This is a genomic window from Variovorax sp. J31P179, from assembly GCF_030316985.1.
In the GTDB taxonomy this organism is placed as follows: Bacteria; Pseudomonadota; Gammaproteobacteria; order Burkholderiales; family Burkholderiaceae_C; genus Variovorax; species Variovorax ginsengisoli_B.
In genome coordinates this window covers 104,265-126,973 of the sequence record NZ_JASZYL010000016.1, presented here as the reverse complement: position 1 = coordinate 126,973, position 22,709 = coordinate 104,265, and the positions used below count along the sequence as shown (strand labels likewise).

Annotated in this window: 23 protein-coding genes; 12 read left to right on the top strand and 11 right to left on the bottom strand. The window is 66.4% G+C overall.

The window, feature by feature from the left end; all coding sequences use genetic code 11:
* The first annotated feature begins 9 nt into the window (after positions 1 to 9).
* From QTI17_RS29945 to QTI17_RS29935, 3 genes are read left to right on the top strand one after another with little or no spacing between them, the layout of a single operon-like run.
* Positions 10 to 531, top strand: coding sequence for a DUF302 domain-containing protein (locus QTI17_RS29945; protein WP_286537399.1), 522 nt, complete (start codon positions 10 to 12; stop codon positions 529 to 531).
* Positions 528 to 1,511 carry a Bug family tripartite tricarboxylate transporter substrate binding protein gene (locus QTI17_RS29940; protein WP_286537395.1) on the top strand — a complete coding sequence of 328 codons (984 nt, stop codon included), beginning with the start codon at positions 528 to 530 and terminating at the stop codon, positions 1,509 to 1,511. The genes QTI17_RS29945 and QTI17_RS29940 overlap by 4 nt, the downstream gene beginning before the upstream one ends.
* The gene (locus QTI17_RS29935; protein ID WP_286537392.1) at positions 1,508 to 1,696 is read left to right on the top strand and encodes a hypothetical protein; all 189 of its coding nucleotides are present in this window, start codon (positions 1,508 to 1,510) and stop codon (positions 1,694 to 1,696) included. The genes QTI17_RS29940 and QTI17_RS29935 overlap by 4 nt, the downstream gene beginning before the upstream one ends.
* Before the next feature lie 59 nt (positions 1,697 to 1,755).
* Here QTI17_RS29935 and QTI17_RS29930 read toward each other — a convergent pair whose 3' ends face one another.
* The 4 genes from QTI17_RS29930 to gcvA all read right to left on the bottom strand — a co-directional run bounded on the left by QTI17_RS29930 (position 1,756) and on the right by gcvA (position 5,043).
* Positions 1,756 to 2,055, bottom strand: coding sequence for a YciI family protein (locus tag QTI17_RS29930; RefSeq protein WP_286537390.1), 300 nt, complete (start codon positions 2,053 to 2,055; stop codon positions 1,756 to 1,758).
* A 14-nt stretch (positions 2,056 to 2,069) separates the two neighbouring features.
* Positions 2,070 to 3,038 (bottom strand): Bug family tripartite tricarboxylate transporter substrate binding protein, encoded by a 969-nt coding sequence (locus QTI17_RS29925; protein ID WP_286537388.1) that lies wholly within the window; start codon positions 3,036 to 3,038, stop codon positions 2,070 to 2,072.
* Positions 3,039 to 3,095: 57 nt separating this feature from the next.
* Positions 3,096 to 4,001, bottom strand: coding sequence for an SMP-30/gluconolactonase/LRE family protein (locus tag QTI17_RS29920; protein ID WP_286537385.1), 906 nt, complete (start codon positions 3,999 to 4,001; stop codon positions 3,096 to 3,098).
* Between the two features lie 133 nt (positions 4,002 to 4,134).
* Positions 4,135 to 5,043: a transcriptional regulator GcvA gene (gene gcvA / locus QTI17_RS29915; RefSeq protein WP_286537384.1), complete on the bottom strand. Its 909-nt coding sequence runs from the start codon at positions 5,041 to 5,043 to the stop codon at positions 4,135 to 4,137.
* Between the two features lie 106 nt (positions 5,044 to 5,149).
* Between gcvA and QTI17_RS29910 the strand changes: the two genes are divergently transcribed.
* From QTI17_RS29910 to QTI17_RS29880, 7 genes are all read left to right on the top strand, one after another.
* Positions 5,150 to 6,127, top strand: a complete 978-nt coding sequence (locus QTI17_RS29910; RefSeq protein ID WP_286537382.1) for a Bug family tripartite tricarboxylate transporter substrate binding protein — start codon at positions 5,150 to 5,152, stop codon at positions 6,125 to 6,127.
* A gap of 26 nt (positions 6,128 to 6,153) precedes the next feature.
* The gene (gene leuC / locus QTI17_RS29905) at positions 6,154 to 7,578 is read left to right on the top strand and encodes a 3-isopropylmalate dehydratase large subunit (protein ID WP_286537381.1); all 1,425 of its coding nucleotides are present in this window, start codon (positions 6,154 to 6,156) and stop codon (positions 7,576 to 7,578) included.
* 27 nt (positions 7,579 to 7,605) lie between these two features.
* The gene (gene leuD / locus QTI17_RS29900) at positions 7,606 to 8,199 is read left to right on the top strand and encodes a 3-isopropylmalate dehydratase small subunit (protein WP_286537380.1); all 594 of its coding nucleotides are present in this window, start codon (positions 7,606 to 7,608) and stop codon (positions 8,197 to 8,199) included.
* Positions 8,200 to 8,230: 31 nt separating this feature from the next.
* Positions 8,231 to 9,304, top strand: coding sequence for a 3-isopropylmalate dehydrogenase (leuB, locus tag QTI17_RS29895; RefSeq protein ID WP_286537379.1), 1,074 nt, complete (start codon positions 8,231 to 8,233; stop codon positions 9,302 to 9,304).
* Between the two features lie 527 nt (positions 9,305 to 9,831).
* On the top strand, positions 9,832 to 10,851 hold the full coding sequence (locus QTI17_RS29890; protein ID WP_286537376.1) for a Bug family tripartite tricarboxylate transporter substrate binding protein: 1,020 nt from the start codon (positions 9,832 to 9,834) through the stop codon (positions 10,849 to 10,851).
* A 142-nt stretch (positions 10,852 to 10,993) separates the two neighbouring features.
* Positions 10,994 to 11,290 carry a TniB family NTP-binding protein gene (locus QTI17_RS29885; RefSeq protein ID WP_286537440.1) on the top strand — a complete coding sequence of 99 codons (297 nt, stop codon included), beginning with the start codon at positions 10,994 to 10,996 and terminating at the stop codon, positions 11,288 to 11,290.
* Positions 11,291 to 11,376: 86 nt separating this feature from the next.
* The gene (locus QTI17_RS29880; RefSeq protein ID WP_286537373.1) at positions 11,377 to 11,511 is read left to right on the top strand and encodes a hypothetical protein; all 135 of its coding nucleotides are present in this window, start codon (positions 11,377 to 11,379) and stop codon (positions 11,509 to 11,511) included.
* 781 nt (positions 11,512 to 12,292) lie between these two features.
* On the opposite strand, the gene QTI17_RS29875 is transcribed toward QTI17_RS29880, so the two are convergent.
* The 3 genes from QTI17_RS29875 to QTI17_RS29865 all read right to left on the bottom strand — a co-directional run bounded on the left by QTI17_RS29875 (position 12,293) and on the right by QTI17_RS29865 (position 15,742).
* Positions 12,293 to 13,051: an amidohydrolase family protein gene (locus tag QTI17_RS29875; RefSeq protein ID WP_286537371.1), complete on the bottom strand. Its 759-nt coding sequence runs from the start codon at positions 13,049 to 13,051 to the stop codon at positions 12,293 to 12,295.
* Between the two features lie 305 nt (positions 13,052 to 13,356).
* Positions 13,357 to 14,220, bottom strand: coding sequence for a P-loop NTPase family protein (locus tag QTI17_RS29870; protein ID WP_286537369.1), 864 nt, complete (start codon positions 14,218 to 14,220; stop codon positions 13,357 to 13,359).
* Positions 14,221 to 15,079: 859 nt separating this feature from the next.
* Positions 15,080 to 15,742, bottom strand: a complete 663-nt coding sequence (locus QTI17_RS29865) for a response regulator (protein ID WP_286537367.1) — start codon at positions 15,740 to 15,742, stop codon at positions 15,080 to 15,082.
* A 270-nt stretch (positions 15,743 to 16,012) separates the two neighbouring features.
* On the opposite strand from QTI17_RS29865, the gene QTI17_RS29860 reads away from it, so the two are divergent.
* The gene (locus tag QTI17_RS29860; protein WP_286537366.1) at positions 16,013 to 16,849 is read left to right on the top strand and encodes a Crp/Fnr family transcriptional regulator; all 837 of its coding nucleotides are present in this window, start codon (positions 16,013 to 16,015) and stop codon (positions 16,847 to 16,849) included.
* Between the two features lie 19 nt (positions 16,850 to 16,868).
* Here QTI17_RS29860 and QTI17_RS29855 read toward each other — a convergent pair whose 3' ends face one another.
* Complete coding sequence (locus QTI17_RS29855; RefSeq protein WP_286537365.1) at positions 16,869 to 17,477, bottom strand: response regulator; 609 nt, start codon at positions 17,475 to 17,477, stop codon at positions 16,869 to 16,871.
* On the opposite strand from QTI17_RS29855, the gene QTI17_RS29850 reads away from it, so the two are divergent.
* Entirely contained in the window at positions 17,476 to 20,514 is a 3,039-nt protein-coding gene (locus QTI17_RS29850) for a PAS domain-containing protein (protein ID WP_286537364.1), read from the top strand. The genes QTI17_RS29855 and QTI17_RS29850 overlap by 2 nt on opposite strands.
* Here QTI17_RS29850 and arcC read toward each other — a convergent pair.
* From arcC to QTI17_RS29835, 3 genes are all read right to left on the bottom strand, one after another.
* Entirely contained in the window at positions 20,499 to 21,440 is a 942-nt protein-coding gene (gene arcC / locus QTI17_RS29845) for a carbamate kinase (protein ID WP_286537363.1), read from the bottom strand. The genes QTI17_RS29850 and arcC overlap by 16 nt on opposite strands.
* Positions 21,434 to 21,964: a hypothetical protein gene (locus QTI17_RS29840; protein WP_286537362.1), complete on the bottom strand. Its 531-nt coding sequence runs from the start codon at positions 21,962 to 21,964 to the stop codon at positions 21,434 to 21,436. The genes arcC and QTI17_RS29840 overlap by 7 nt, the downstream gene beginning before the upstream one ends.
* A 68-nt stretch (positions 21,965 to 22,032) precedes the next feature.
* On the bottom strand, positions 22,033 to 22,698 hold the full coding sequence (locus QTI17_RS29835; protein WP_286537360.1) for a hypothetical protein: 666 nt from the start codon (positions 22,696 to 22,698) through the stop codon (positions 22,033 to 22,035).
* Positions 22,699 to 22,709: the final 11 nt, after the last annotated feature.

Genomic DNA, 22,709 nt, shown 5'->3' with positions numbered 1-22,709 from the left:
GGAGTTTTCATGACCAACGCCCCCCAGTTGAAAGACATCTCGGTGACGACCTCCGTCCTTGCCTTGGACCACGTGAGGATCAACACGCCGAAACCCTATGCCGAAGTCAAGACCGCGCTCGAATCCAGGCTGGGCCGGCTCGACGACTCGATCCGGGACCTGTTGAAGAAGAACGAGATCGAAGCCGTGCGCGTCGCCCTGCAGAAGGCGGCGGGCGAAGACGGGCTCGCCATCCATTACGTCGGCCCGCACGGAGACTGGCTGGCGCTGAAAGGCAAACGCAGGAAAGCGACCGCGTACCTGATCGGCAATGTGCTGTACGCCGTGCAGATGACGAGCGTCGACCTTGCGGCCGGCCTCTACGCGCCGCTGCGGGTGGTTCTCTATGAAAACGCGGAAGGCGGCTCGACTTTCGAGTACGACAAGCCGTCCACGCAGTTCGGCCAGTTCGGCCAGCCGGAGATCGACCGGATCGCGGCGATCCTCGACGAGCGGCTCCATGCAGTCCTGCTCAAGGTGGCGACGCCATGACGACGCATTGCCTGAAGACGCTGGCCTTGATCGCAGCCGCCAGCGTGCTGGCACTGGCCTCGCCGATCGCGTCCGCGCAAGGCTATCCTTCGCGACCCGTCAAGATCGTCGTGCCGTACACCGCCGGCGGGCCAGTCGACCAGCTGGCGCGGGGCCTCGCGGAGCGGCTAGGCAAATCGACGGGGCAGCCGTTCATCGTCGAGAACAAGCCGGGCGGCAATACCATCGTCGCCGCATCGATGGTCGCCAAGGCGCCGGCTGATGGCTATACGCTGTTCATGGCTTCGTCCGCGAGCCTGGCCGTGAATCCGCTGGTCTACAACAAGCTGGCCTACGACCCGGACCGCGACTTCGCCCCCGTGTCCCTGGTCGCGTCGGCGCCGCTGGTGATGGTGGTCGGAAACGCCACGCCGGCGACCCGATTGAAGGACCTGATCCCCTACATCCGCAGCCGCGAAGGCAGCTTTGCCTATGCCTCCAACGGCAACGGCAATCCGCTGCACCTGGCCTGTGCGCTCTTTGCATCGATGGCCAACGTGGACATGCTGCACGTGCCCTACAACGGCACCGCGCCCGCCCTTGCGAGCGTGCTTGCCGGCGACACGCAGATGACCTGCGACATCGTGCTGAACTCGATGCCGCAGATCAAGGCGGGAAAGCTCCGTCCGATCGGCATCGTGGGCCCCCGGCGCGTCGCAGCGCTTCCCGACGTGCCGACCTTGGCGGAAGAAGGGCTGCTCGGGGTCGATGCTGCGGTCTGGTTCGCACTGGTGGCACCCGCGAACACGCCTGCCGAGGTGGTGGCCAGGCTGAACAAGGAGGTCGTCAAGGCCATCGACGATGTGGCCATGAAGGCGCGGTTCAGCGCCATGGCGATGGAGCTCGGCAGCAGCTCGCCGCAGGACGTCGTCGACCTGACGAATCGTGAACGCAGCAAGTGGGCGGCTGTCGTGCGCAAGCACGGCATCAAGGTCGAATGAGCAACGCTGCGATGACCGCGAAGCCGCTCGCGATGGTACCGCCGGAAGCCTGCGTGATCGTGGGTGGCTGCAACGGCCTGCACTGCATCCCGGCGGCGCAACAAGCCGAGTACTACCGCGCGCAGAAGTACGTGGCGCTGCTCGGCCTCGTTTGCCTGCCCGTGCTGGTCTACCTTCTGAACTGAGGCTTCGTTTTCTCTTCTCGGCGCGGCCTTCCTCGTGCGTGTTGGCGAACGAAAGTCGCTCAGAGGCCCGAGACCCGCTGGCGATCGAAGAAGCTCCTGCGCCAAGGCAGGATCTGAACCGACCCGAACAAGCCGCCGGTGCTGAAGGGGTCGTCGCCGACGAAGCGCTCCGCCGCGGCGCGATCTTCGGTGTCGACGATGATCATGCCGCCGATCGCCTTGCCGTCGTCGTCCAGCACGGCGCCGCCGGCCAGCATCTGGTCCTGGCGGGCCGCAAGGTAGGCGAGGTGCCGCGGCCTCAGGTCGGCCCGCAGGCGCTCGGCGCCGGGCTTGTCGTACGCAAGGATGATGAAGGGCATGGTGGCGGGCGGGCTCAGCTGGTCGTGATGTCGGCCTTCTTGATGATTGCGCCCCAGGTGTCCATCTCGCGTGCGATGAAGGCCCGGAATTCCGCAGGCGTGCTGCCGACCGGGTCCGCGCCGTTGGAGACCAGGGCCTCTCGCGTTGCCTTGGTCTGCAGCGCCTTGCGCACTTCGGCGCCCAGGCGTTCCACGATCGAAGCGTCCGTGCCCGCCGGGGCCAGCAGACCGGCCCAGGCGCTGACGTCGAAGGGCTTGCCCGTGATCTCGGCGACAGTGGGCACGTCGGGCAGCGACGGCGAACGCTGCTGCGTCGAGGTCGCAAGGGCACGCAGCTTGCCGGACTTCACCAGCGGCGCCGCCGCGACGACGTTGGCGAACATCAGGTCGACGTGGCCACCCATGACGTCCGACAGCGCCGGACCGGTTCCCTTGTAGGCCGCATGCGTCATCGAGATGCCCGCATCCAGTGCCAGCAGTTCCATCGCCAGGTGGTCGGCCGTGCCGCTGCCGGTCGAAGCGAAGGCCAGCCGCCGGGTCTTCGCGAGCGCGAGGACATCCGCCAGCGACCGGACCGGCGACGCCGGCGAGGTCACCATGATGAAAGGCGACTGCACCGCAAGGCTGATCGGCGCGAAGGCCTTGAGCGTGTCGAAGGGCAGCGCCTTCATGAGCCACGGATTGGTGACATGCGGGACACTGGCCAGCAGCAGCGTGTAGCCGTCGGGCGGCGAACCGGCCACGTACTCGGAGCCGATCACGGTGCTGGCGCCGGGCCTGTTCTCGACGATGAAGGTCCGGCCGAAACCCTCTGAGAGTCCGGAGGCGAGCGCACGCGCGACGACGTCCGTGCCTCCGCCGGCGGTGAAAGGCACGATGACCTTCACGGGCCGGGCCGGGTAGCCGTCCGCCGCGCGCGACGGCAGCACGGCAGCCGACAGGCATGCGCCCCCCAGCAATGTCACGATCTCGCGACGGTTCATGTGAATCTCCTCGGTGCGGCTGCAATGGACAGCGCGGGGTGTGGATGAGACGCCCGTCTAGGCGTTGAAATGGAGCCGCTGGCCGCTGTGCGGCCACGGCAGGGAGACCAGTTGACCGGCGCCGGACAGGGTGACAAAGGCGGTCTTGAGATCGGGCCCGCCGAAGCAGATGTTGGTGACGTAGGTGTCCGGAAACGCGACCTGGGACCTCAGTTCACCGCTCGGCGCGATGACCGAGATCGCCCCCGTGATCAGCGTGGCGACGCAGATTTGGCCCCCGGCGTCCAGCGCCAGGCTGTCGAAGCGCTGGAAGCCCGGCAGCCCGCACACCAGGCGCCCGCCGTGCGGCGAGGGGAAGGGATGCTTGCGGATGCATCCCGCCTCGACCAGGTCGAAGGCCCACAGGCGGGCGGTCTCCGTCTCGGCCACGTAGACCGTGGCGCCATCGGGCGAGAGGCCGACGCCATTGGCGGCCAGCAGGGGATAGGCGACCTCGACGATGCGGGAGCCGTCGGGCAGTGCGTAGTAGAGGCCGCCGTTGTCGCGCGACCGTGCGTGCTTCTTGCCGAAATCGGTGAAGTAGAACCCGCCCAGCGCATCGAACACGAGGTCGTTCGGCGACGAGAGCCGATGGCCATCGCAATGGGTGTAGAGCACGCGGCCGTCGCCGGTCGCGAGATCGAATCTTCGGATGCTGCCGCCCTGGTAGCCGGGCGCTGGGCCGATCGAGGTGAAGCGCCCCGGCGCATAGGCGCTACCGCCGTTGTCGCAGACGTAGAGCGCGCCGTCGGGTCCGATCGCCGCTCCGTTCGGCCCGCCGCCGCAATCGGCGACCTGTTCGACGCGGCCTTCGGGCGTGACGCGGATGATCCTGCCCGCACGCATCTCCACAAGCACCACCGAGCCGTCGACCAGGGCCACGGGACCCTCAGGAAATTGCAGACCTTCGGCGAGGATTTTCATGTACGTCGTGCCAGCCAACCCGGCGCCGAGCGCCGAAAGAAGACTTCTGTCTCCAAATGAACTTTGCGCCGACGATATCGAAGTGACGCGGCCACCTCAATGACAATTAAGTCATGTGAGAAATGAGTAAAACTCATTCAATGGGATGGTCCTCGGCTGCCTCGGCCTCGGCCGCGATCCACGCCTCGAAGTCGCTCACGCGCTTGGGCACCGGCCGCTCCGCGCGCCAAGCCATGAAATAGCCGCCCTCGGTGGGCACGCGCAGGTCGAAAGGCGCCACCAGCCGGCCGCTCGCGAGGTCGTCGCGCACGAAGGCCAGCAGCGCCACCATCACGCCGAGTTGTTCCGCCGCGGCCTGGTAGGCCATGGCCGCGTTCTCGAACTTGAGGCCGCGGTTGCCGTCGATCCCTTGCGTTCCGGCGGCCGCCAGCCAGGTCGGCCAGTCCTGCGGCCGGTTCAGCGAACACAGCAGCGCGTGCTGCGCGAGGTCGGCGGGCTCGCGCAACGGCGGGTCGCGATCGATGAGGCCCGGCGCGCAGACCGGCAGCAGCGTCTCGCGGAACAGCAGCCTGAAGCCCGCGCCGGTGGGCGGGCGGGGCTCGGAATGGATGCTGACGTCGACGTCGTCGCGATCGAAGTCGGCCGGCTTGTGAGAAGTGGTGATCTGCACGTCGACCTGCGGATGCAGCGCATGGAAGCGTGCCAGCCGCGGGATCAGCCAGCGGATCGCGAAGGTGGGCGGCACCTTGATGCGAAGCAGCCGCTCGTCGGAGCGCTGCTGCAACTGGCGCGTGCCGTGCTCGATCTGGTCCAGCGCGACGCGCATGCTGGCGAAGTACGACTGGCCTGCGGAAGTCAGCCGGATGCCATGCCTTCCGCGATCGAACAACTGCACCTCGAGCCAGCCTTCCAGCGTGGCGATGTGACGGCTGACCGCCCCCTGGGTCACGCAGAGTTCCTGCGCGGCACGAGTGAAGTTGCCGCAGCGCGCTGCGGCCTCGAAGGCGCGCAATGCATTGAGAGGGGGCAGACGACGGCTCATGGGACTGAATTTTACTCATACCTTGCATGCCTTTATTGTGATTGCCGCGCCCCGGCGCCCCACATAGGATCGCAGCGGAGAACCTACAACCAGGAGACACCGAATGATGAAGAAATTGCATGTCTGGCTGCTCGCATCCAGCCTGCTTGGATGGCATGCCGCGGCGCCGGCGCAGGACGCCGCGGCGTCCTATCCGAATCAACCGATCAAGCTGATGGTCCCGTGGCCCGCGGGCGGAGGCGTGGACACGACCGCGCGCATCGTGTCGGATCTGCTGGGCCACCGACTCGGCCAGCCCTTCGTGATCGACAACCGCGGCGGCGCAGGCGGCAACATCGGCACCGAGCTGGCAGCCCGCCAGAAGCCGGATGGCTACAACCTGCTGATGTCATCGATCAGCCCCAACGCGGTCAACATCAGTCTCTACGGCAAGCTGGGCTTCGATCCGGTCAAGGACTTCGAGCCGATCATCTACGTCTCGGCCGTGCCCAACATCCTTGTGGTGCCCGCCAATTCGCCGTTCAAGTCCGTCAAGGACGTGATCGACGCGGCGCGCGCCAACCCGGGCAAGCTCAACTATGCCTCGGGCGGCGTCGGCTCCTCGCAGCACCTGGCGGCCGTGCAATTCGCGTTGGCGGCCAAGATCGACATCGTCCACGTGCCCTACAAGGGAACCGCGCCGGCCGAGACCGACGTGGCGGCGGGACACGTGTCGCTGATGCTCGACACCACCACCTGCCTGCCCTTCATCGCTGGCGGCAAGATGCGCGCGCTGGCGGTCGCTTCCAAGACGCGCAACCCGGCCCTGCCTGATGTGCCGACCTTCGATGAAGTGGGACTGCCCAACGTCTATGCCTCGTCGTGGTATGGCTTGTCGGCGCCGGCCGGCACGCCGCGCGCCATCATCGACAAGCTCAACGCCGAGGCCAACGCGGTGCTCAAGTCGCCCGAACTGCAAAAGCGCATGCTGGCGTTCGGCGCCGAAGTCGGCGGCGGCACGCCCGAGGACTTCGGCCGTTTCATGGCCAGCGAAACCAAGCGCTATGCCGAGATCGTCCGCATCTCGGGCGCCAAGCTCGACTGATTCATTTCCGCACGCCGGTCACTCCCATGTCACTCGCCCCCGCTCCGCTTACGCTCTTTGACAAGATCTGGAAGCCGCACGTCGTGATGCAGCGCGACGACGGCCAGAGCCTGCTGTACGTCGATCGCCACCTCGTGCAGGACGGCTCGGCGCCCGCCTTCGAGATGCTGCGCCAGCGCGGCCTCGGTGTGCGCCGGTCGGACCTCGCCTTCGCGACGCCCGACCATTACGTGCCCACCGGCAGCCGCGTGCTGGCCGACATCGCCGACGCCGAGAAGCGCGCGATGGCGCAGGCGTTGCAGGATGACAGCGCCGCCGCAGGCATCCGCTTCTTCGGCCTCGACGACGAGCGTCAGGGCATCGTCCACGTCGTCGGCCCCGAGCAGGGCTTGAGCCTGCCCGGCGCGGTGATCGTCTGCGGCGACAGCCACACGGCCACCCACGGCGCGCTGGGGGCGCTGGCCTTCGGCATCGGCGCCTCCGAAGTGGCGCACGTGCTGGCGACGCAGACCCTCTGGCAGCGCAAGCCGCGCACGCTGCGCGTGGTCATCGACGGCAGGCTGCCGGAGGGCGTGTCGGCCAAGGACATCATCCTCGGCGTGATCGCGAAGGTCGGGGCCGCGGGCGGCACCGGCCATGTCGTCGAGTACGCCGGAGAAGCGATCCGCGCGCTCTCGATGGAAGGCCGCATGACGGTGTGCAACATGTCGATCGAGGCCGGGGCTCGCGCCGGCCTCGTGGCGCCCGACGACACCACCTTCGAATGGCTGGCGGGCCGCCCCCATGCCCCTCAAGGGGCGGCCTGGGACACCGCGCTGGCGCGCTGGCGAGGGCTGCCCAGCGACGAGGGCGCCGTGTTCGACAAGGAAGTGCGACTGAACGCCGACGACATCGCGCCGATGGTCACCTGGGGCAACAGCCCCGAGGACGCATTGCCGATCACGGGCCGGGTGCCGGACCCGGCCGATGCGCCCAGCGCCGAACGGCGCGACGCCCTGCAGCGCACGCTGGCCTACATGGGCCTGGAGCCGGGCCAGTCGCTCACGGCGCTGTCGGTCGACCGGGTGTTCATCGGCTCCTGCACCAACGGCCGCATCGAAGACTTGCGCAGCGCCGCGGCGGTGGCGCGCGGGCGGCGCGTGGCCGACGGCGTGGAAGCCTGGGTGGTACCGGGTTCCGGCCTTGTGAAGCGGCAGGCCGAGGCCGAAGGGCTGGACGCCGTCTTCCGGGCAGCGGGCTTCCAGTGGCGGCATGCGGGCTGCTCCATGTGCCTGGGCACCAACGGCGATCAGGTTGCCGCCGGCCAGCGCTGTGCCTCGACCTCGAACCGCAATTTTGTCGGCCGCCAGGGCCCGGGTTCGCGCACCCATCTGATGAGCCCGGCGATGGCCGCGGCCGCAGCCGTCACCGGGCGACTCGCCGACGTGCGGGCCCTGCCTTCCGCCTCCTGAAAAACAGAAACGCACCGACTCGCAACCATGCAAGCTTTCAGTCAAGTTGAAGCCGTCGCGGCGCCGCTGGCCCGCGCGAACATCGACACCGACCAGATCGTGCCGGCGCTCTACCTGCAGAAGCCGCGCTCGGACAACTTCGGCCACTACCTGTTCCACGACGTGCGGCACGATGCGCTGGGCCAGCGCCGACCCGACTTCGTGCTCAATGCCGCCGCGTACGCAGGGGCCCGGATCCTCGTGGCAGGCCACAACTTCGGCTGCGGATCCTCGCGCGAACATGCAGTCTGGGCCCTTCACGACGGCGGCTTCCGCGCCGTGATCGCACCGAGTTTCGGCGACATCTTCCAAGCCAATGCGCTCAAGAACGGCTTGCTGCCGGTGCGCCTGCCCGAGCCGGTGGTCGAAGAACTGCTGGCGGCGCTGCTGGCAGCGCCCGGCACGCAGCTGCGCGTGGACCTGGAAGCCCTGGTGGTGACCGGGCCGCATGGCCGCACCGAACCATTCGCCATCGACCCTTTCGCTCGCCATTGCCTGTTGGAGGGCCTGGACGAGATCGACTACACGCTGACGCAGCGCGCGCGCATCGAGGAATTCGAGCGCCACCACGCGCCGCAATGACTTCCCCTCAATTTCCAGAAAGGATCCAGAAATGAAGATTGCAGTGATGCCCGGCGACGGGATCGGCCACGAGGTGACCGCGCAAGCGGTCAAGGTGCTCAAGGCGGTGGTGGGCCACACCCAGCCATTGGAGCTCGTCGAGGCCGCGATCGGCCAGGCCGGCATCGACGCCGCCGGCGATCCGCTGCCGGCCGCGACGAGCGAGATCGCACGCAAGGCCGACGCGATCCTCTTCGGCTCGGCCGGCATGCCGGGCGACGAGGCCATTCCATTCATGATGCGGCCCGGTGCCAGCCTGCTGCGGCTGCGCAAGGAGCTCGGCCTGTTCGCCAATTTCCGGCCGGCGTTCCTGTTTCCCGAACTCCGCGGCGCCTCCACCCTCAAGCCGGAGGTGGTCGAGGGGCTGGACCTGATGATCCTGCGCGAGCTCACCGGCGACGTCTACTTCGGCGAGCCGCGCGGCAGCGGCATCAACGCGATGGGCGAGCGCGAGGCCTTCAACACCATGCGCTATTCCGAGCCTGAGATCGAGCGCGTCGCGCACGTGGCCTTCCGCACCGCGCGCTCGCGCCAGCGCCGCCTCTGCTCGGTCGACAAGGCCAACGTGCTCGAGGTCATGCAGCTGTGGCGCGAGGTGGTCACGCGCGTGGGGCGGGACTATCCCGACGTGGAGCTCACGCATCTCTTCGTCGACGCGGCCGCGATGCAGTTGATGCGCGCGCCGAAGCAGTTCGACGTCATCGTCACCGGCAACATCTTCGGCGACATCCTGTCCGATGCCGCCGCGATGCTCACGGGTTCCATCGGCATGCTTCCTTCGGCGTCGCTGGCCGCCGGCAGCTTCGGACTCTATGAACCGGTGCACGGCACCGCGCCGGACATCGCCGGCAAAAACCTGGCCAATCCGCTGGCGTCGATCCTCTCGCTGGCGATGATGCTTCGCCTCTCGTTCGATCAGGCGGCCAACGCGGAGCGCGTTGAACGCGCCGTGCGCCGAGTGCTGGCCGACGGGCTGCGCACCGGGGACATCTACCAGTCCGGCTGCACTCGGGTGGGAACGGAGGAGATGGGCGCCGCGGTGGTTGCGGCCATGAACGCGAGGTAGCGATCAGCACTCGCGCCCCAGGTCCTCTTGCCGGGGACCTGCGAGATGCACTCGCGATGCTTCTCGCACGCCAAGTGGGCCCGGACGCCCGCGCAGCGTTCCCGGATCAGCAGTGGTCTGCTCTGCGCCATGCTCCACGCCCATAGACCGGTCGCCTGCGCCGCACCTGCAACGCTGGCTCATTCTGAGCGCTTCCGACCCCTGCCTGCACGGCCGGTGGGAGGCTTCGCGTCTCCTTCGCCACCGCGGTGCGCCTCGAGCTGACGCAACGTCCCTGCCGTCGCTGCCTGGCGGTCGCGCAACTGGCTTATCTCGCGCTCGGCCTGCGCGCGAGCGCGTCGCCGAGGCAGAGCACCGCGCGACCGAACTTGTCGAACGGTTGCGCCGCAAGGAAAGGAGTGACGGTTTGGCTTTGTTCGATGACCCGCTACGGGACTTGTGAGGCCCATCCCACGCTCCTATGATGGTCCGCCAGCCCCCGCCAGCCCCCGCCAGCCCCGCCAGCCTCACCAACATCGGAGACCCTCATGAACAGCATCCCATCGAAGCGCACCTTGTCGCGCCGCATCGCGTTGCACTACGGGCTCAGCGCTTTCGGCGCCGGCGTTCTGGCCGCATCTGCCCTCGCCCAGGGCGCCTGGCCCACCAAGCCGGTCTCGCTGGTGGTGGGCTATCCACCGGGCGGACAGACGGACTTCGCCGGGCGCGTGCTCACAGCCGGCATGCAGGCCAGCCTGGGCCAGAGCGTCGTGATCGACAACAAGCCCGGCGTCAACGGCAACATCGCCACCGACTACGTGCTCAAGGCACCGCCCGACGGCTATAAGCTGCTCGTGGGCAACGGCAGCAACATGGTGCTGAACCCGCACACCTACCGCAACACGCCGGTGGCCGATCCGCTCAAGATGACACCCATCGGGCTGCTGCTGACCTCCTCGCTGATGCTGGTCGTGCCGACCAGCCTGCCGGTCAAGGATGTCCCCGAGTTCATCGCCTGGATCAAGGCGCAGGACAAGGCGGGCAAGGCCGTCGACTACGCCTCGGGCGGGCCCGGCAGCCTCGTGCAGACCGCGATGGAGCTGTTCCGCGAGCGCATCGGCAAGCCGAAGATGAGCCACGTGCCGTACAAGGGAAGCAGCCCGGCGATGACCGACCTGATCGCAGGCCGCGTGCCCGCCATGTTCGATGCCTCGTCGGTGGTCGCGCCCTTCCTCAAGTCGGGCCAGCTCAAGGCGCTGATGGTCACCGGCCCCAAGCGGGTGCCTGCCTTCCCCGACGTGCCCACGGCCGCCGAAGCCGGCATCAAGGACTTCCAGATCATCTCCTTCATCGGCCTGTACGGCCCGCCGGGCCTGAGCCCCGACATCGTGAAGAAGGTGAACACGGCGATGAACAGCGCCCTCAAGGAACCTAATGTCCAGAAGACCATCGCCGATCGCGGCGACGACGCCGGCGGCGGCACGCCCGAGCAGCTCGCGGCGCTGACCCGGGACTACTACAAGCTGCTCGGCGAGGTGGTCAAGAACAACGACATTCGCGCCGAGTAGGCAGCTTCGGCGTGTCGTGTTTGAGGCTCGGGCGCGGTCGAGGCCGCCGGTTTGAAGAAGCGCGTCCCGTCAAACGCCGCGAGAGACGTCGTCGCTCGTCGCGGAGGCGACGCTTGACCGGGTGCACAGAGCCTTGCTGTTCGTGCTTGGCGCCCCGCATAGCGCAAGCGCGAGCCTGTCCGTACTCGAGCGCCTTGCGCGCGAACTGCTACGCCGGATTGCGCCGCGGATGCTCGTCGTCGACGAAGTGCATCACCTGTTGGCCGGGAACTACCGCGAACAGCGCGCCTCCCGCAACCTGCCGAAGTTCCCTGCCAACGACCTGAGGTTCAGGAGCGTGCTGGTCGGCACCCGATGCACCATTGGCCCTGACCACCGGCGCCCTGATGATCAGTCGCTTCACCCCGTTCGACACCCCGCGCTGGCGCGAGAGCGATGACCCCGGCGACTGCTGGGAGCGTTCGAGCGAGTGCTGCCGCTGCGCAAGCCCTCGGACCTGATGCAACGTGCGATCGCTCAGCGCTCGTGCTCGCCGCGAGCGACGGCCTGACCGGAGAGATTTCGCGACCGCTCAATGAAGCGGCTGCGCTGGCGATCACGGACGGCACCGAGCACATCACGCTGGAGCACCTGAAGCATGTCGCCAATGCCGACCATTGAGCGTCGTCCGTTGCCAGTGGCTCCCCGGCCGTTTCGAAGCCGAGGTGCTCGGTGGATGGATCGGGCGCCTGGCAGCCCTTACCGGATGACAGTGCTGGAGTTTGCCGCCCGGCACGAACTTGATCTTCAGATTGAAGATGGGGCAGGGTGGCCAACGATGCAGCCCCTTCGGAGTCACTCGGTTGACGTGCTTGGCGCCCTCACTCGCCTCAGCCGAGAGCGGATCATGGCAATTCACGTGTCGTTGCCATTGACGCGCAAGCGAGCCCGCTACTGCTATTGCGCGCACGGTGTGTGTTTCTAAACCCTTTGGATGTCACTGAGCCAATCTGGCAGTGGAAGTGGTTGGACCCAAATCTGTCGGCTTGCCCGCAGCACAGCAAAGAGTTCACGACGGTGCCGAGCAGCCGGGTGCTTGCGTGCGGAAACCTCGCTCGGTTGCTGCAGCTCGTCAGCCGGCACGAACGGGACTTGCGCTATGGGAACTACTACAGCCGCGCTAGCGTAGTTCGCTGAGCGGCTAGCGAGGTTCAATGACATGGCTAGCTGAGTTCAACGACTTCAACATCAGGACCGCACGACACGGCGCTCGGACGACGCTCAGCGAAAGGACGGCTTTGCAGTGCTGGCAGCCAAAGTACGTTTGACTGCGGCGATCGAGATCCAAGAACTCGCAGGCGGCTTGGGGCCCAAACTCGACTTCTGACCTTGCCAAAGGGGTGGGCGATGGGAATGACCGGAAAGCGCCCAACTGCAGGCGCGCCAGCCACCTGTGCCGGCATCAGAACGCGTAGAGCGCCCGGGGGTTTCCGGCCAGCACCTGCTGTCGCAACCCTGGCGTGGCAAGCCACTCGCGAAACGTTGCGGCGAGCGTCTGAGGCGGGACGGGGCGGTAGGGGCTCACCTGGTGAGCCCCTCGCCCGGGCTCGCGCGCCGTGTGCGGCCAGTCGCTTCCCCAGAGCACGGCTTGCGGGGCGGCCTGCAGGAATACGCGAGCCCATCGCGCCGCGAGGCCGGGAGATGCGAGGCGATAGGGAGCCGACAGCTTCACGTGCATACGCCCGGTGCGCAGCAGGTCGATCAGCACGCCGCCGCCTTCCTGTGGCCCGGCTTCGGCCAGTGCGAAATGGTCGAGCACCACCGGCGCCGGCAGCTGCGACAGGCGATCTGCCAGCGCGGCATCGCCCATCGGCCAAGGCAGGGTCGCCGGGTCGGCCAGCGCGCTCTGGACTTGCACCGGCTTGAAAAGGACGTCGTCCTTCCCGGGCGGCAAGGTGATGCACCCTTGTGAACCGAAATAGCGTGCCACCAGCGTCGGGCCGTTCGGAATCGTAACGCGGACCTCATTCTTGCTGCGGTCAACGACTGGAGCGCCAATCGATTTGCGCTGGGCATACGGCGCAACGAAGTATCCAAGGCTTTCGGCAGCGACAGCAGGATCAACACCGGTGATGAATACGGCCGAACACATCGTCTTGGCAAATCCCGATGCGCTGTGCTCCAGAGCGTTGCCGGGTGGCGGCACATAAGGCGTGTTCAATTCGAAGCACTTGGCCCGCGCATTCAGTGCACTGGTCGCCGGCAACTGCGACGTGATAGAAGGTGCGTCGCATGATGGGGCTGCGGACGTAGCGCCAAGATCGTTGCCAGCCCCAAGCGCGACACTGCCGCTGCCACCACCCCCTCCGCCACCACCGCAAGCGGTTAACACCGCGGTGAAGACGAGAGCGGCGACATTTTGGCAGTGCCTTTGAATGTGCGCGACGCATCCCCGTTGACTAACGCTGGGCAGACTCCATTTCGCTTCGAATGCACATCTCAAATCAGTCTCCTTGGTAGGTCACTTCAAGGTCGGGTGCGACCGTCCGCAGCTGGCGACTGTAGCCGGACAGCGACGTCGCCGGCCTCAGGGTGTTCGCGAACGGGCGGCGTGGGCGAAGGTCCGTTTGTGGCCCGAATTCTGCCTGTAACACGCACCTCAACTGGCGCTTGGTACGCCGTCCAGACCGAGCCGTTCCAGGACCTGCCGGTTGTACCGCGCCCAGTCTCGCCCCGAGTCTCGATAGCCATCTTGTCCAGCGGCAGTCGGTCGAACAGCGCGTCCGTCATGAGTCGGTAGTCCTGGTACAGCGCGATGAGGCCTTCGAGACCAACCAAATTCCGGCGCACCGCGTACGGTCCCTTCAACTTCCAATCGACCTGATACTTCAACCAGGCCTCCCCCCGCTCCGCGCAGACGGTGCGCACGGCGCGCTCCACGTTCTCCTGGCGCAGGTAGACGACGAGCGGGCGCAATGGCTCGATGAGCTGAACCAAGCTGTCGCAGTACGTCGCGATTTCATCGAGGCTCGCCTCCATCAGGAAGAGATTGGTAAGGTCGCCGTGAAACAGCTGACCGTCTAGCACGGGCACAGCAAGGTCGACTCGAATCGTTTGCGCAAACGAGCGCCACCTCGAAAGTGCACATGCCGCCAGCTGTTCAGCCGTGGATTCCCGCCACGGTTCGAACCAGTGCTGGAGTTCATCGGTCGCTCGGACGGGGTGCGGGTCGGCGCGCTCGTGAACAGCAAGTGCCGGCCGTCCTGCATCTTCCAGTGCTTTAGCGACGAACCTCATGGTTGTCGACTTGCCGGAGCCCATGATGCCCTCGATGATGACGAGCCCATGATGCTCGGACGACCGGTGGTCTGGCTGTGCGACTTGATTCATACGGATGTTGTATCCGATTCAGTCGGCGGTCATGAGTGTCCGCTCGTGGCCGCTACGCCCAGTTCGACGGCCTGGTTCGAACGCGTGCTCCAGACTGGTTGCCGCCGGTCGAATTTCTGGGGCGAACGACGGCGACCATTGAAAGCCGATCCCTTCGCGACCGACTCGTCCACTTCAGAACCTGACCTTCGGCTACATCGTGAGGACGATCGGGGTAGAGCAGGGATCGGGGCGATGGATCGCAAGGTCCGCGTTGCCCGTGCTTGCCAACCGGTCGATCCAAAGCCCGGCAAGCGACGAGCCCCTTCGTCCCGACGACTGACCTTCCTCAATCTGGCACTGATTGAACCCTGGGGAGTCACAGCCGTGACCACTTCAATCCTTCGCTCAATGGTAGTTGGAGCAGGCTGCGCGCGTTTGTAAGCCAAGGCGGAGTGCAACGGCTCATTCTTGTGGTGCTGGTAAGAATCAGACTGCGCACCGGCGCACGGTCCAGTCACCGTATTCAGTTGGCTGATTGCGGTCCGGGTGCCGTTGGCGCACCCTATACGAACGCCCGGTTGTCAACGGACAATCGCGACGGCCTCCACAATTTTGAGGAGATTTCAGCCGCGTCAATGCGTGAAGCAGGGAGTGAGCCCATGTGCTCACGCGGATTGCCGTGAGGATTCGGAAGATGGCGGACTCAACTAGGCTGAGCGCCATAGAGGGCCGAAGAACATCGCCAGGGTCCAGCGGACTGAGCACCGGCTCCCGTGTCGTCTGTGCCTGGCGTCGGCGGCTGAAGGACGACTCCCAGTCCGGCGTCGCGCTGCGGGCAGTAGATCGTCAGGCCGTGCGATCCGGGGGCTATCGGCCCTTAGGGATCCGCAATCCGGTTCTCAAACGCGTAGCGAACCAACTCGGCAGAATTCGAGACGTGCAGCTTTTCCTGGATACGCGTCTTGTGGGAACTCACCGTCTTCACGGACAGATGGAGTTCATCGCCGATCTCGGTAAGCCGCTGTCCGGCAGCGATGCGTTGCAGCACATCCAATTCGCGGTCTGTCAGCCGTGAGTGCAGCGGCGCATCGCCAGGCCCGTAGAGCTGTCGCACGACCTGTTCGGCCAGACTCTCGGTGACGTAGCATCCTCCCGCCGCCACTCGGCGCACGGCACCCACGAGTTCGATGGCGGCGACGTCCTTGGTGACATAGCCGTCGGCCCCGGCCTTGAAGGCGCGCAGTGCATATTGTTCCTCCGAGTGCATGCTCAACACCAGGACCCGAACAGCGGGGAACTCGGTCTTGATGCGCCGCACCAATTCCAGGCCGTTCATTCCGGGCATCGACAGGTCGACGAGTGCAAGGTCAGTTTCGTGTGCCCGCAGGATTTCCAGCGCCTGGAAACCCGTGACCGCTTCGGCCAGCGTCCAGCCGCTTCCGGCCGAATCGAGGACACGCTTCAGCCCCTCCCGGACGATCGTGTGGTCGTCGACCAGAAGCAGTCGAAGTGCCGGGTCGGTGACGGTCAAGGCTGTCAAGGGTCCCTCCTCGGCCGGCAGCAATACTGCCACCGTGCTCATTGCCTCAGCCTCGGGACTTTGACCGCAAATGCGCATCTCCGCAAGTCAAGCAGGGCCCAGCCAGCGAACGCACGTCCCGGGCTTCGTTCGGAATATTCCGAATCGACCCGGAAATCTCCTCCGGTTGGAAGCGCATCGAGCCGATGTTCAGCAAAGGCCGTTCGTCGCAGACTTCCTGCCGGCTGCCGCCATCCCTCTTGGGCGGCGAGCAAGGACGGAGACTATCCGGTGAACACATTGCCTATATCCGCCCGATCATCGCCCTTGACCCCGGGCGAGACGGGACGCATGCGCGGCCCTGGCGGTGGCGGCCGGACCGGCCTGGACGAAATGCTCGATCTCGTCGGCATCCCCGGCGTCGGCGGCAGCGCGGTCGCCTTCGTCCAGCCCACTCTTCGCCGCCTCCGCACTCGTGAGCCCCTCTTCATCGAAGGCGGTCGGGCGAGCTCGCTCTGCGTCGTTCGCCGCGGGAGCTTCAAGGTCTTTCGCACCGACGAGGGTGGCTGCGAGCAGGTCTTTGCCTTCGCCACTCGTGGCGATATGCTGGGTTGCGACGCACTGTGCGGCGATCGCCACCTGATGGCGGCGGTCGCACTGGAGGATTCGAGCGTCCTGTCCCTTTCGCTTGCGGATTTCTTCGCCCTCGCACAAAGCGTGCCATCGTTCTATCGCGGTGCGATGCGCGCCGTAAGCAACGCGATGATCGACCTGACACGGCTTTCCGACATGATGGCGGCCGTCGCAGCCGAAATCCGGCTTGCGAGATTCTTGGTGTATCTTTCCCGGCGCTCCTCGGACCATGGCCATCCGGCCGAATACCTCCACTTGCCGATGACACGCCGCGACATCGGGAGCTACCTCGGCGTGGCGCACGAGACCGTCAGCCGCTCGTTCAAGGCCCTGGCGGATGCGGCGTTGATCACCGTAGATAAACGCAGTGTCGAGATCCTCGACTTCGATGCACTGCGGCGCTACGGCCACGGCGCGCGCGCCCCCGCCAGTGCGCACTGCCCCATGTCGGCCGCCGTATCGTGGCCCGACCAGAGGCTGGCGGTTGCGGCCTGAGAAGTGCTGCGGGGCGCCGTCAGCTGCGGTCGGTCGACGCCTTGATGGATCGGGCGGACGACAGCGCCACGATACAGTCCCGTGCCTGCGAGAACTCGGTGCTCTTGTCGAAATAGGCGACGGCGCCGGCGTCCAGATGCCTTTTGCGCATGGACGCCCAGCTAAACGCCGACAGGACGACGACCTGGATGTCCGAATAGTTCTGCCGGACATGCCGCAGCACGTCGATCCCCTTGTCGAGCCCTCGCAACCTGGCGTCCAGCACGATGAGATCTGGTCGAGTCGAGGCGATTGCCGCCAGCGCGGAGGCCACATCCTCTGCGCAGCCGACGACCTCGACCCCTGGCGCCGTCGCCAGCAGTGCACCGAAGCTCTCCCGAATGGCCTCGGAATCGTCGACCAAGAGCACCTTCACTACCTGCACCTTGCGCATGTTTTCGCGGTCCTGCGGCGATGGTGCCCCCGATTGGGGATGAACGAGATGCGCAAAATCAATCTCACGGCAAAGAATTCGACGTTCTGCGGCATGCTGTGCGACTTGGCGCAATTTGCCGCAATTGCCCGGATGGCGAGATTCCATGCACGCGTGGCTTGACAGGCTTTCGATCCGCAGCCGGATCATCCTCATGATGGTGGCCGTCTTGCTTCCGGTCGCCGCGCTGCTGGCATGGGTGCTCCATGACGACGTCCGTCGTGCCCGCAACGGCGCCTATGACCAGGTCCGGAATCTCGCCGCTGGGACGGCGGTGGAGCTGGGGCGCGTGCTGGGCCTATACGAGTCGGTGTTGGCGCAGGTGTCGGCCCGGCCGATGGTCCGAGCGCTCGACCCGGCGAGCTGTGAGCTGCTGCTCTCCGAAAACCCGTCGCCCAGCTCGGATGCGCTCGGCTTTGGGGTGTGGGATGCGCGCGGGAAGTCCGTTTGCCAATACGGACCGGGCCTCGTTCCCCTTGCGAGGGGCTCGGATCGACTCGAAGAGGCCGTGGCTGCCTTGTCTTCGGGCGCGTTCGCCGCCAGCGGCGTCCGGGTCGACGACGGCCGGGGCCGCAACCTCGCCGCGCTGAGCTATCCGATTCGTGACGAGACGGGAAGGAACGTCGGTCTGCTGGTCATGACCATCGACTTGGCGTCCCTGAACCACCAACTGCGGACTGCGGCAAAGGGGCACGCGGTTGTCACGGTGACGGACCGCACGAGGGCGGTGCTGCTGCGGTCGACCGATCCCAGCGACTCTGTCGGCTCACGGCTTGCCTCCGATGAGCCGGGCCCCTGGGGCATGTCCGATGGCCTGGCTTTAGCGAAGGGAAGCGATGGCGAGCCTTGGCTCGTGGCCTCCATGACGCTCCCCGGCGTCGAATGGCGTGTGGCTGCGGGTTTGCCCGAAGCCGCAGTCCTTGCCGACTTCGGGGGCGCCGTCCGGCGAACCATCGCTATCGGCCTGGGGCTGTGCCTGTTGGTGATGGTCCTTGCGTGGCGTCTGAGTGCGGCCATTTCGGGTCCTGTCGCACAGCTGCAGCAAGCTGCAGGCGAAGTCATCGCTGGCAAGAGGTTGACGGGTGCGCGACTCACCGGACCGCCGGAGATCCGGTCGGTCGCGCAGCAGTTCAACCGGATGCTCGACGCGCGTGCCTTGAGCGAAGCCAGGCGCGAGGCTGTATTCGCTTCAGCGCTCGATGCCATCCTCACTGTCGACGAGGACCGGATCATCGTACAGGCCAATCCGGCGGCGGCGCGCATGTTCGGTTGCCCGCTAGACCAATTGATCGGCGTGTCTCTGAAGCGCTTCGTCCCCGAGTTGCTCCGACGCGGCCGCGCCGAGCAGGCCGCCGTGTTCGTCGAGGCGCCGGTCGCACCGCCGGCGACGCCAGCGAAGCGCGATGTGACGGCGTTGCGGCTGGATGGCGTTGAATTCCCATGCGAAGCTTGGGTCTCCCGCATTTCCATCGATGGCCCTGCGACCTACACGGCGATCCTGCGCGACATCTCGCAGGGCAAGAAGGCCGAGGAAGATCTTCGCGCGAGCGCCTTGAAACTTCAGGCGGCGCTCGCCAGCATGAGCGACGCCGTCTGCATCTGCGATGTCGATGGCCGGCTGGTCGAGATCAACGATGCCTTCGCCTCGTTTCACGGTTTCGAGAAGCGATCGGACTGCAGCCGGCGGCTCGCCGACTACCCTGAGCTCCTGGACCTCTTCGACCGCGCAGGGTGTCTCGAGGCGTTGGCGCAATGGCCGCTTTCGAGGGCCCTGCGCGGCGACGCGGCGACCAACGTCGAGTACCTGCTGCGGCGCCGCGACACTGGTGCCCAACGGATCGGAATCTACAGTTACGCGCCCGTCCTCACGGACGACGGCGCGATTGCGGGTGCGGTCATGACCGCGCGCGACGTCAGCGCCATGCGGGAGGTGCAGCTCGACCTGGAATCCTCGCATTTGGCGCTGCAAAGACTCATTGCATCGCGGGACCATGTGCAGGAAGAGGAGCGCAAGCGCATCGCACGCGAGCTGCACGACGATCTGCAACAAAGGTTGGCGGCCATTCGCATGGGTTTGCGGCTGGTCACCGAACAATATTCCGCCGGCCAGCCCGAACTGTCGGGATTGCTGGCCGGCATCGATGGCCTTGCGGCGGAAGCGGTCGTGTCGACGCGGCGCATCGTGAACGACCTGCGACCGCCCATGCTCGAGGACCTGGGGCTGCTGCCTGCGCTGGAGGCCATGGCCAGCCAGTTCAGCCAGCAGTCCGGCATTGCGTGCGACATCGATGTCGCTGGCGGACGGACCGACGAGTTGCTGGAATCCCCTGCGGTCGCCATTTGCCTCTACCGCGTCGTCCAGGAGGCGCTGAACAACGTAGCCAAGCACTCCCGTGCCAGCGCGGTGCGCATCCAGCTGGGGAACGTGCCTGCGAATTCGATTTCCCTGCGTCTGCGGGACAACGGCCGGGGCATGGAATCCGTGAACCGGCGCAAGCCTGAATCGTTCGGCATCCTGGGCATGCGGGAACGCGTCCGGGCCCATGGTGGCGTCATGCATATCGATAGCATGCCCGGGGCTGGGACCGTGTTGGACGTGCTCCTTCCGCTGGCCGGCGCGCCGTCGAACGCATGCCTGTTCGAGTCGGACGGCGAGGCGGACAGCCCCGATGATGCGGCAGAGGCCAGGCTTGACGATCAGGTGCTGCCGAGGCTCCTGGGCCGGGCGACGGACCATACGCTGCAGGACGTGATCGACGCCATTTCTGGCAACGTGGCCGTTATCGACAAGCACGGCACGATCCGGTTCGTCAATCGCGAGTGGAGGCAGTTCGCGCACAACAACGGAGATCCCGACGCCTCGTCGGTCGGACCCGGTGCGAGCTATCTGGAGGTTTGCCGGCGCAGTTCCCTGGACGACCTGTCGGCGCTCAGGGTTCTCAGAGGCCTCGAAGCGGTGCTTTCGGAGACCCGGACGGCGTTCAGCTGCGAATATCCGTGTCATTCGGAGATCGAGAAGCGCTGGTTCCGCATGCATGCCACGCGGATGATCAGGGGCGACGCGATGGTCGCCCACTTCCTCGTGAGGGCCGAGCGACATGTGCTGACCCGCCGCGAAGACAGCGGCCCCAAAGTGACGCCGAGCTCGCCGGCCATCGTGAGGAGCCCAAAGGATCGTCACGGTCTGGCGTAGACGATGCCCCTGGCATCAGCGGCGATCGTGGTGCCCGCTTCGCCGGCGATGATGCGGCGCAGGTCGACCAGCTCACCAATGGCGGCCCGCTTGCCAGTCGCGCGCACAAAGCGGCAGGCCGCCTGGACCTTCGGTCCCATCGAGTTCGCCGCGAAGGGCAGGGCCGACAAGGCATCTGGCGCTGCGCTGCGGATCGCTCGTTGACCGGGCTTGCCCCACTCGGCATACACCGCGTCCGTATCGGTCAGCATCACGTACAAGTCTGCTCCCAGTTCGCGGGCCAGCAACCCGGTGGCCAGGTCCTTGTCGATCACGCATTCGATGCCGGTCAGCTTTCTCTTTTGGCCTGCCACATGGGCGGCCGGGATGCCGCCGCCGCCCGCGGCGATCACGATGGTGTCGCGCTCGAGCAGCCACCGGATCGGCCGCGACTCAAAAATTCGTTTTGGCTCAGGGGACGCGACCACGCGGCGCCACTGGTCGACGTCCCGCTTGAAGATCCAGCCCCTGGCCCGCGTGAGCCGGTCGGCGTCGTCCTTGGCATAGACGGGGCCGATGAAGTGGGTCGGGTTGGCGAAGGCCGGGTCATTCGGGTCGACCTCGATCATGGTCAGCAGCGTCGCGAGCGGCCTCTCGGAGGGCAGCAGGTTGCCGAGCTCCTGCTCGATCATGTACCCGATCATGCCCTCGGTCTCTGCTCCGAAGACCTCGAGGGGGTCGCTCTCGACCTCGGCATAGGCCGAACCTTGCAGCGCCAGCAGGCCGACCTGGGGCCCATTGCCGTGGCCGACGACCAGGTCGTGCTGCCGCGCGATCGGTGCCAGCGACTGCGCGGCGATGCGCACGTTCTCACGCTGGTTCTCGACCGTCATGGGCTGCCCGCGCCGAAGAAGTGCATTGCCCCCGAGGGCGATGACGATCAGCACCCCCTGTCTCCCAGGTAGGCGCGGTCGAGCCGCAGCGAGGTGACCGCATCCATTGCCTGGTGCCAGCGCGTGATTCTCGTGCCTACCGCCGGATCGATGCGGTTGATCCGCCCGGTATCGAGCGCCGAACTGGGTGCCTCGGGGGAGAACGCCATTCCCAGGCCGTCCTTGTCGTAGGGCGCGATGCGCAACTCGGGGGTGCGCACGAAGACCAAGCAGCTTGGCCCCGGGTGGTTGATGGTGCTTGGGAACGCATCAATGTCAATGAAATTCGAGGAGGTCTGTGCGGCGCCGTACATACCCAGTTCCACCCTGAGGTCGGTCTTGATCTGCGCGTAGCTGGTGGGAATGAAGGAGTTGTCGTCGAGTCTGGAGTGGCGGATGCTGAGGACGGTCGCGCCGCCTGGGCCCGGGATCGTCCTCATGGCCCGCTCGGGCAGCCACTCAAGTGCCTTGTTGGACTGAGTGCGAGCAGCCCCGCACATGGCGAGCGTGGCGTCCGCGACGGCCACAAGCCTCTGCATCTTGGCTCCTTCCACCACCATCCGAGGGACATCTCGACGTCGCTGCACGGCCGCCGCCTGGAGGGCGGCTAATACGGGGCGTTGACCACGATGTACTGCGATCCCTGAGGCTGGTACCAGGTGCTTCCGCATTGCTGGTAGACCATGCCGCCGTAGTTGACCGGGACACAGTTGGCCGGCACCGAGTGCACCATCGAGCCGATCGCTGCGGAGGTCACCGCGACCGCGGCGCCGACGGCGACGGCGCCGGCGACCGGGTGGTAGTCATTGTCCCAACCGCCACAGCAGTTGTTGTTGCCGGCGACAACCACGTTGGTATTCCGGTTGGCATTGACGTTCGTGTTGACGTTGGTATTGCGGTTGACGTTGGTGTTGCGGTTGGTGTTGTTGACGCTGTTGACGCTGGCGTTGCGAACATCATTGGTCCGCGCGTCGGCCCTGTTGCCGCCGGCCTGGGCGGTTTGCCTTCCGCTTGCGCCTCCGCCCGCGCCGGTGCGGGAACCACCGGCAGCCGCCCCGGCGCGAGTCCCACCGCCTCCGCCCGCCGCCGCGCCCGCGCGTGCGCCGCCCCCACCCCCTCCGGCGCGAGCACCACCACCGCCCCCACCCCCTCCGGCGCGAGCACCGCCACCACCGTCCCGGCCGGCGGCCTCGGCCACGGGAGTCCAGGTGTAACCAACCAGAGCGACAGCGGTCAGAGCGGCCGCGAGCAACCTGCCGAATGTTCCTTTCATGGTCGTTCTCC

What these genes read in the sequence shown, in the direction of transcription:
- QTI17_RS29910 (WP_286537382.1), top strand. Translation starts at nt 5,150, where the DNA reads ATGAAGAAATTGCATGTCTGGCTGCTCGCATCCAGCCTGCTTGGATGG.
- QTI17_RS29890 (WP_286537376.1), top strand. Translation starts at nt 9,832, where the DNA reads ATGAACAGCATCCCATCGAAGCGCACCTTGTCGCGCCGCATCGCGTTG.
- QTI17_RS29930 (WP_286537390.1), bottom strand. Translation starts at nt 2,055, where the DNA reads ATGCCCTTCATCATCCTTGCGTACGACAAGCCCGGCGCCGAGCGCCTG.
- QTI17_RS29855 (WP_286537365.1), bottom strand. Translation starts at nt 17,477, where the DNA reads ATGAGGATGATCCGGCTGCGGATCGAAAGCCTGTCAAGCCACGCGTGC.
- QTI17_RS29945 (WP_286537399.1), top strand. Translation starts at nt 10, where the DNA reads ATGACCAACGCCCCCCAGTTGAAAGACATCTCGGTGACGACCTCCGTC.
- QTI17_RS29850 (WP_286537364.1), top strand. Translation starts at nt 17,476, where the DNA reads ATGATGGTGGCCGTCTTGCTTCCGGTCGCCGCGCTGCTGGCATGGGTG.
- QTI17_RS29940 (WP_286537395.1), top strand. Translation starts at nt 528, where the DNA reads ATGACGACGCATTGCCTGAAGACGCTGGCCTTGATCGCAGCCGCCAGC.
- QTI17_RS29920 (WP_286537385.1), bottom strand. Translation starts at nt 4,001, where the DNA reads ATGAAAATCCTCGCCGAAGGTCTGCAATTTCCTGAGGGTCCCGTGGCC.
- leuB (WP_286537379.1), top strand. Translation starts at nt 8,231, where the DNA reads ATGAAGATTGCAGTGATGCCCGGCGACGGGATCGGCCACGAGGTGACC.
- QTI17_RS29840 (WP_286537362.1), bottom strand. Translation starts at nt 21,964, where the DNA reads ATGCAGAGGCTTGTGGCCGTCGCGGACGCCACGCTCGCCATGTGCGGG.
- QTI17_RS29835 (WP_286537360.1), bottom strand. Translation starts at nt 22,698, where the DNA reads ATGAAAGGAACATTCGGCAGGTTGCTCGCGGCCGCTCTGACCGCTGTC.
- QTI17_RS29870 (WP_286537369.1), bottom strand. Translation starts at nt 14,220, where the DNA reads ATGAATCAAGTCGCACAGCCAGACCACCGGTCGTCCGAGCATCATGGG.
- leuD (WP_286537380.1), top strand. Translation starts at nt 7,606, where the DNA reads ATGCAAGCTTTCAGTCAAGTTGAAGCCGTCGCGGCGCCGCTGGCCCGC.
- QTI17_RS29925 (WP_286537388.1), bottom strand. Translation starts at nt 3,038, where the DNA reads ATGAACCGTCGCGAGATCGTGACATTGCTGGGGGGCGCATGCCTGTCG.
- leuC (WP_286537381.1), top strand. Translation starts at nt 6,154, where the DNA reads ATGTCACTCGCCCCCGCTCCGCTTACGCTCTTTGACAAGATCTGGAAG.
- gcvA (WP_286537384.1), bottom strand. Translation starts at nt 5,043, where the DNA reads ATGAGCCGTCGTCTGCCCCCTCTCAATGCATTGCGCGCCTTCGAGGCC.
- QTI17_RS29935 (WP_286537392.1), top strand. Translation starts at nt 1,508, where the DNA reads ATGAGCAACGCTGCGATGACCGCGAAGCCGCTCGCGATGGTACCGCCG.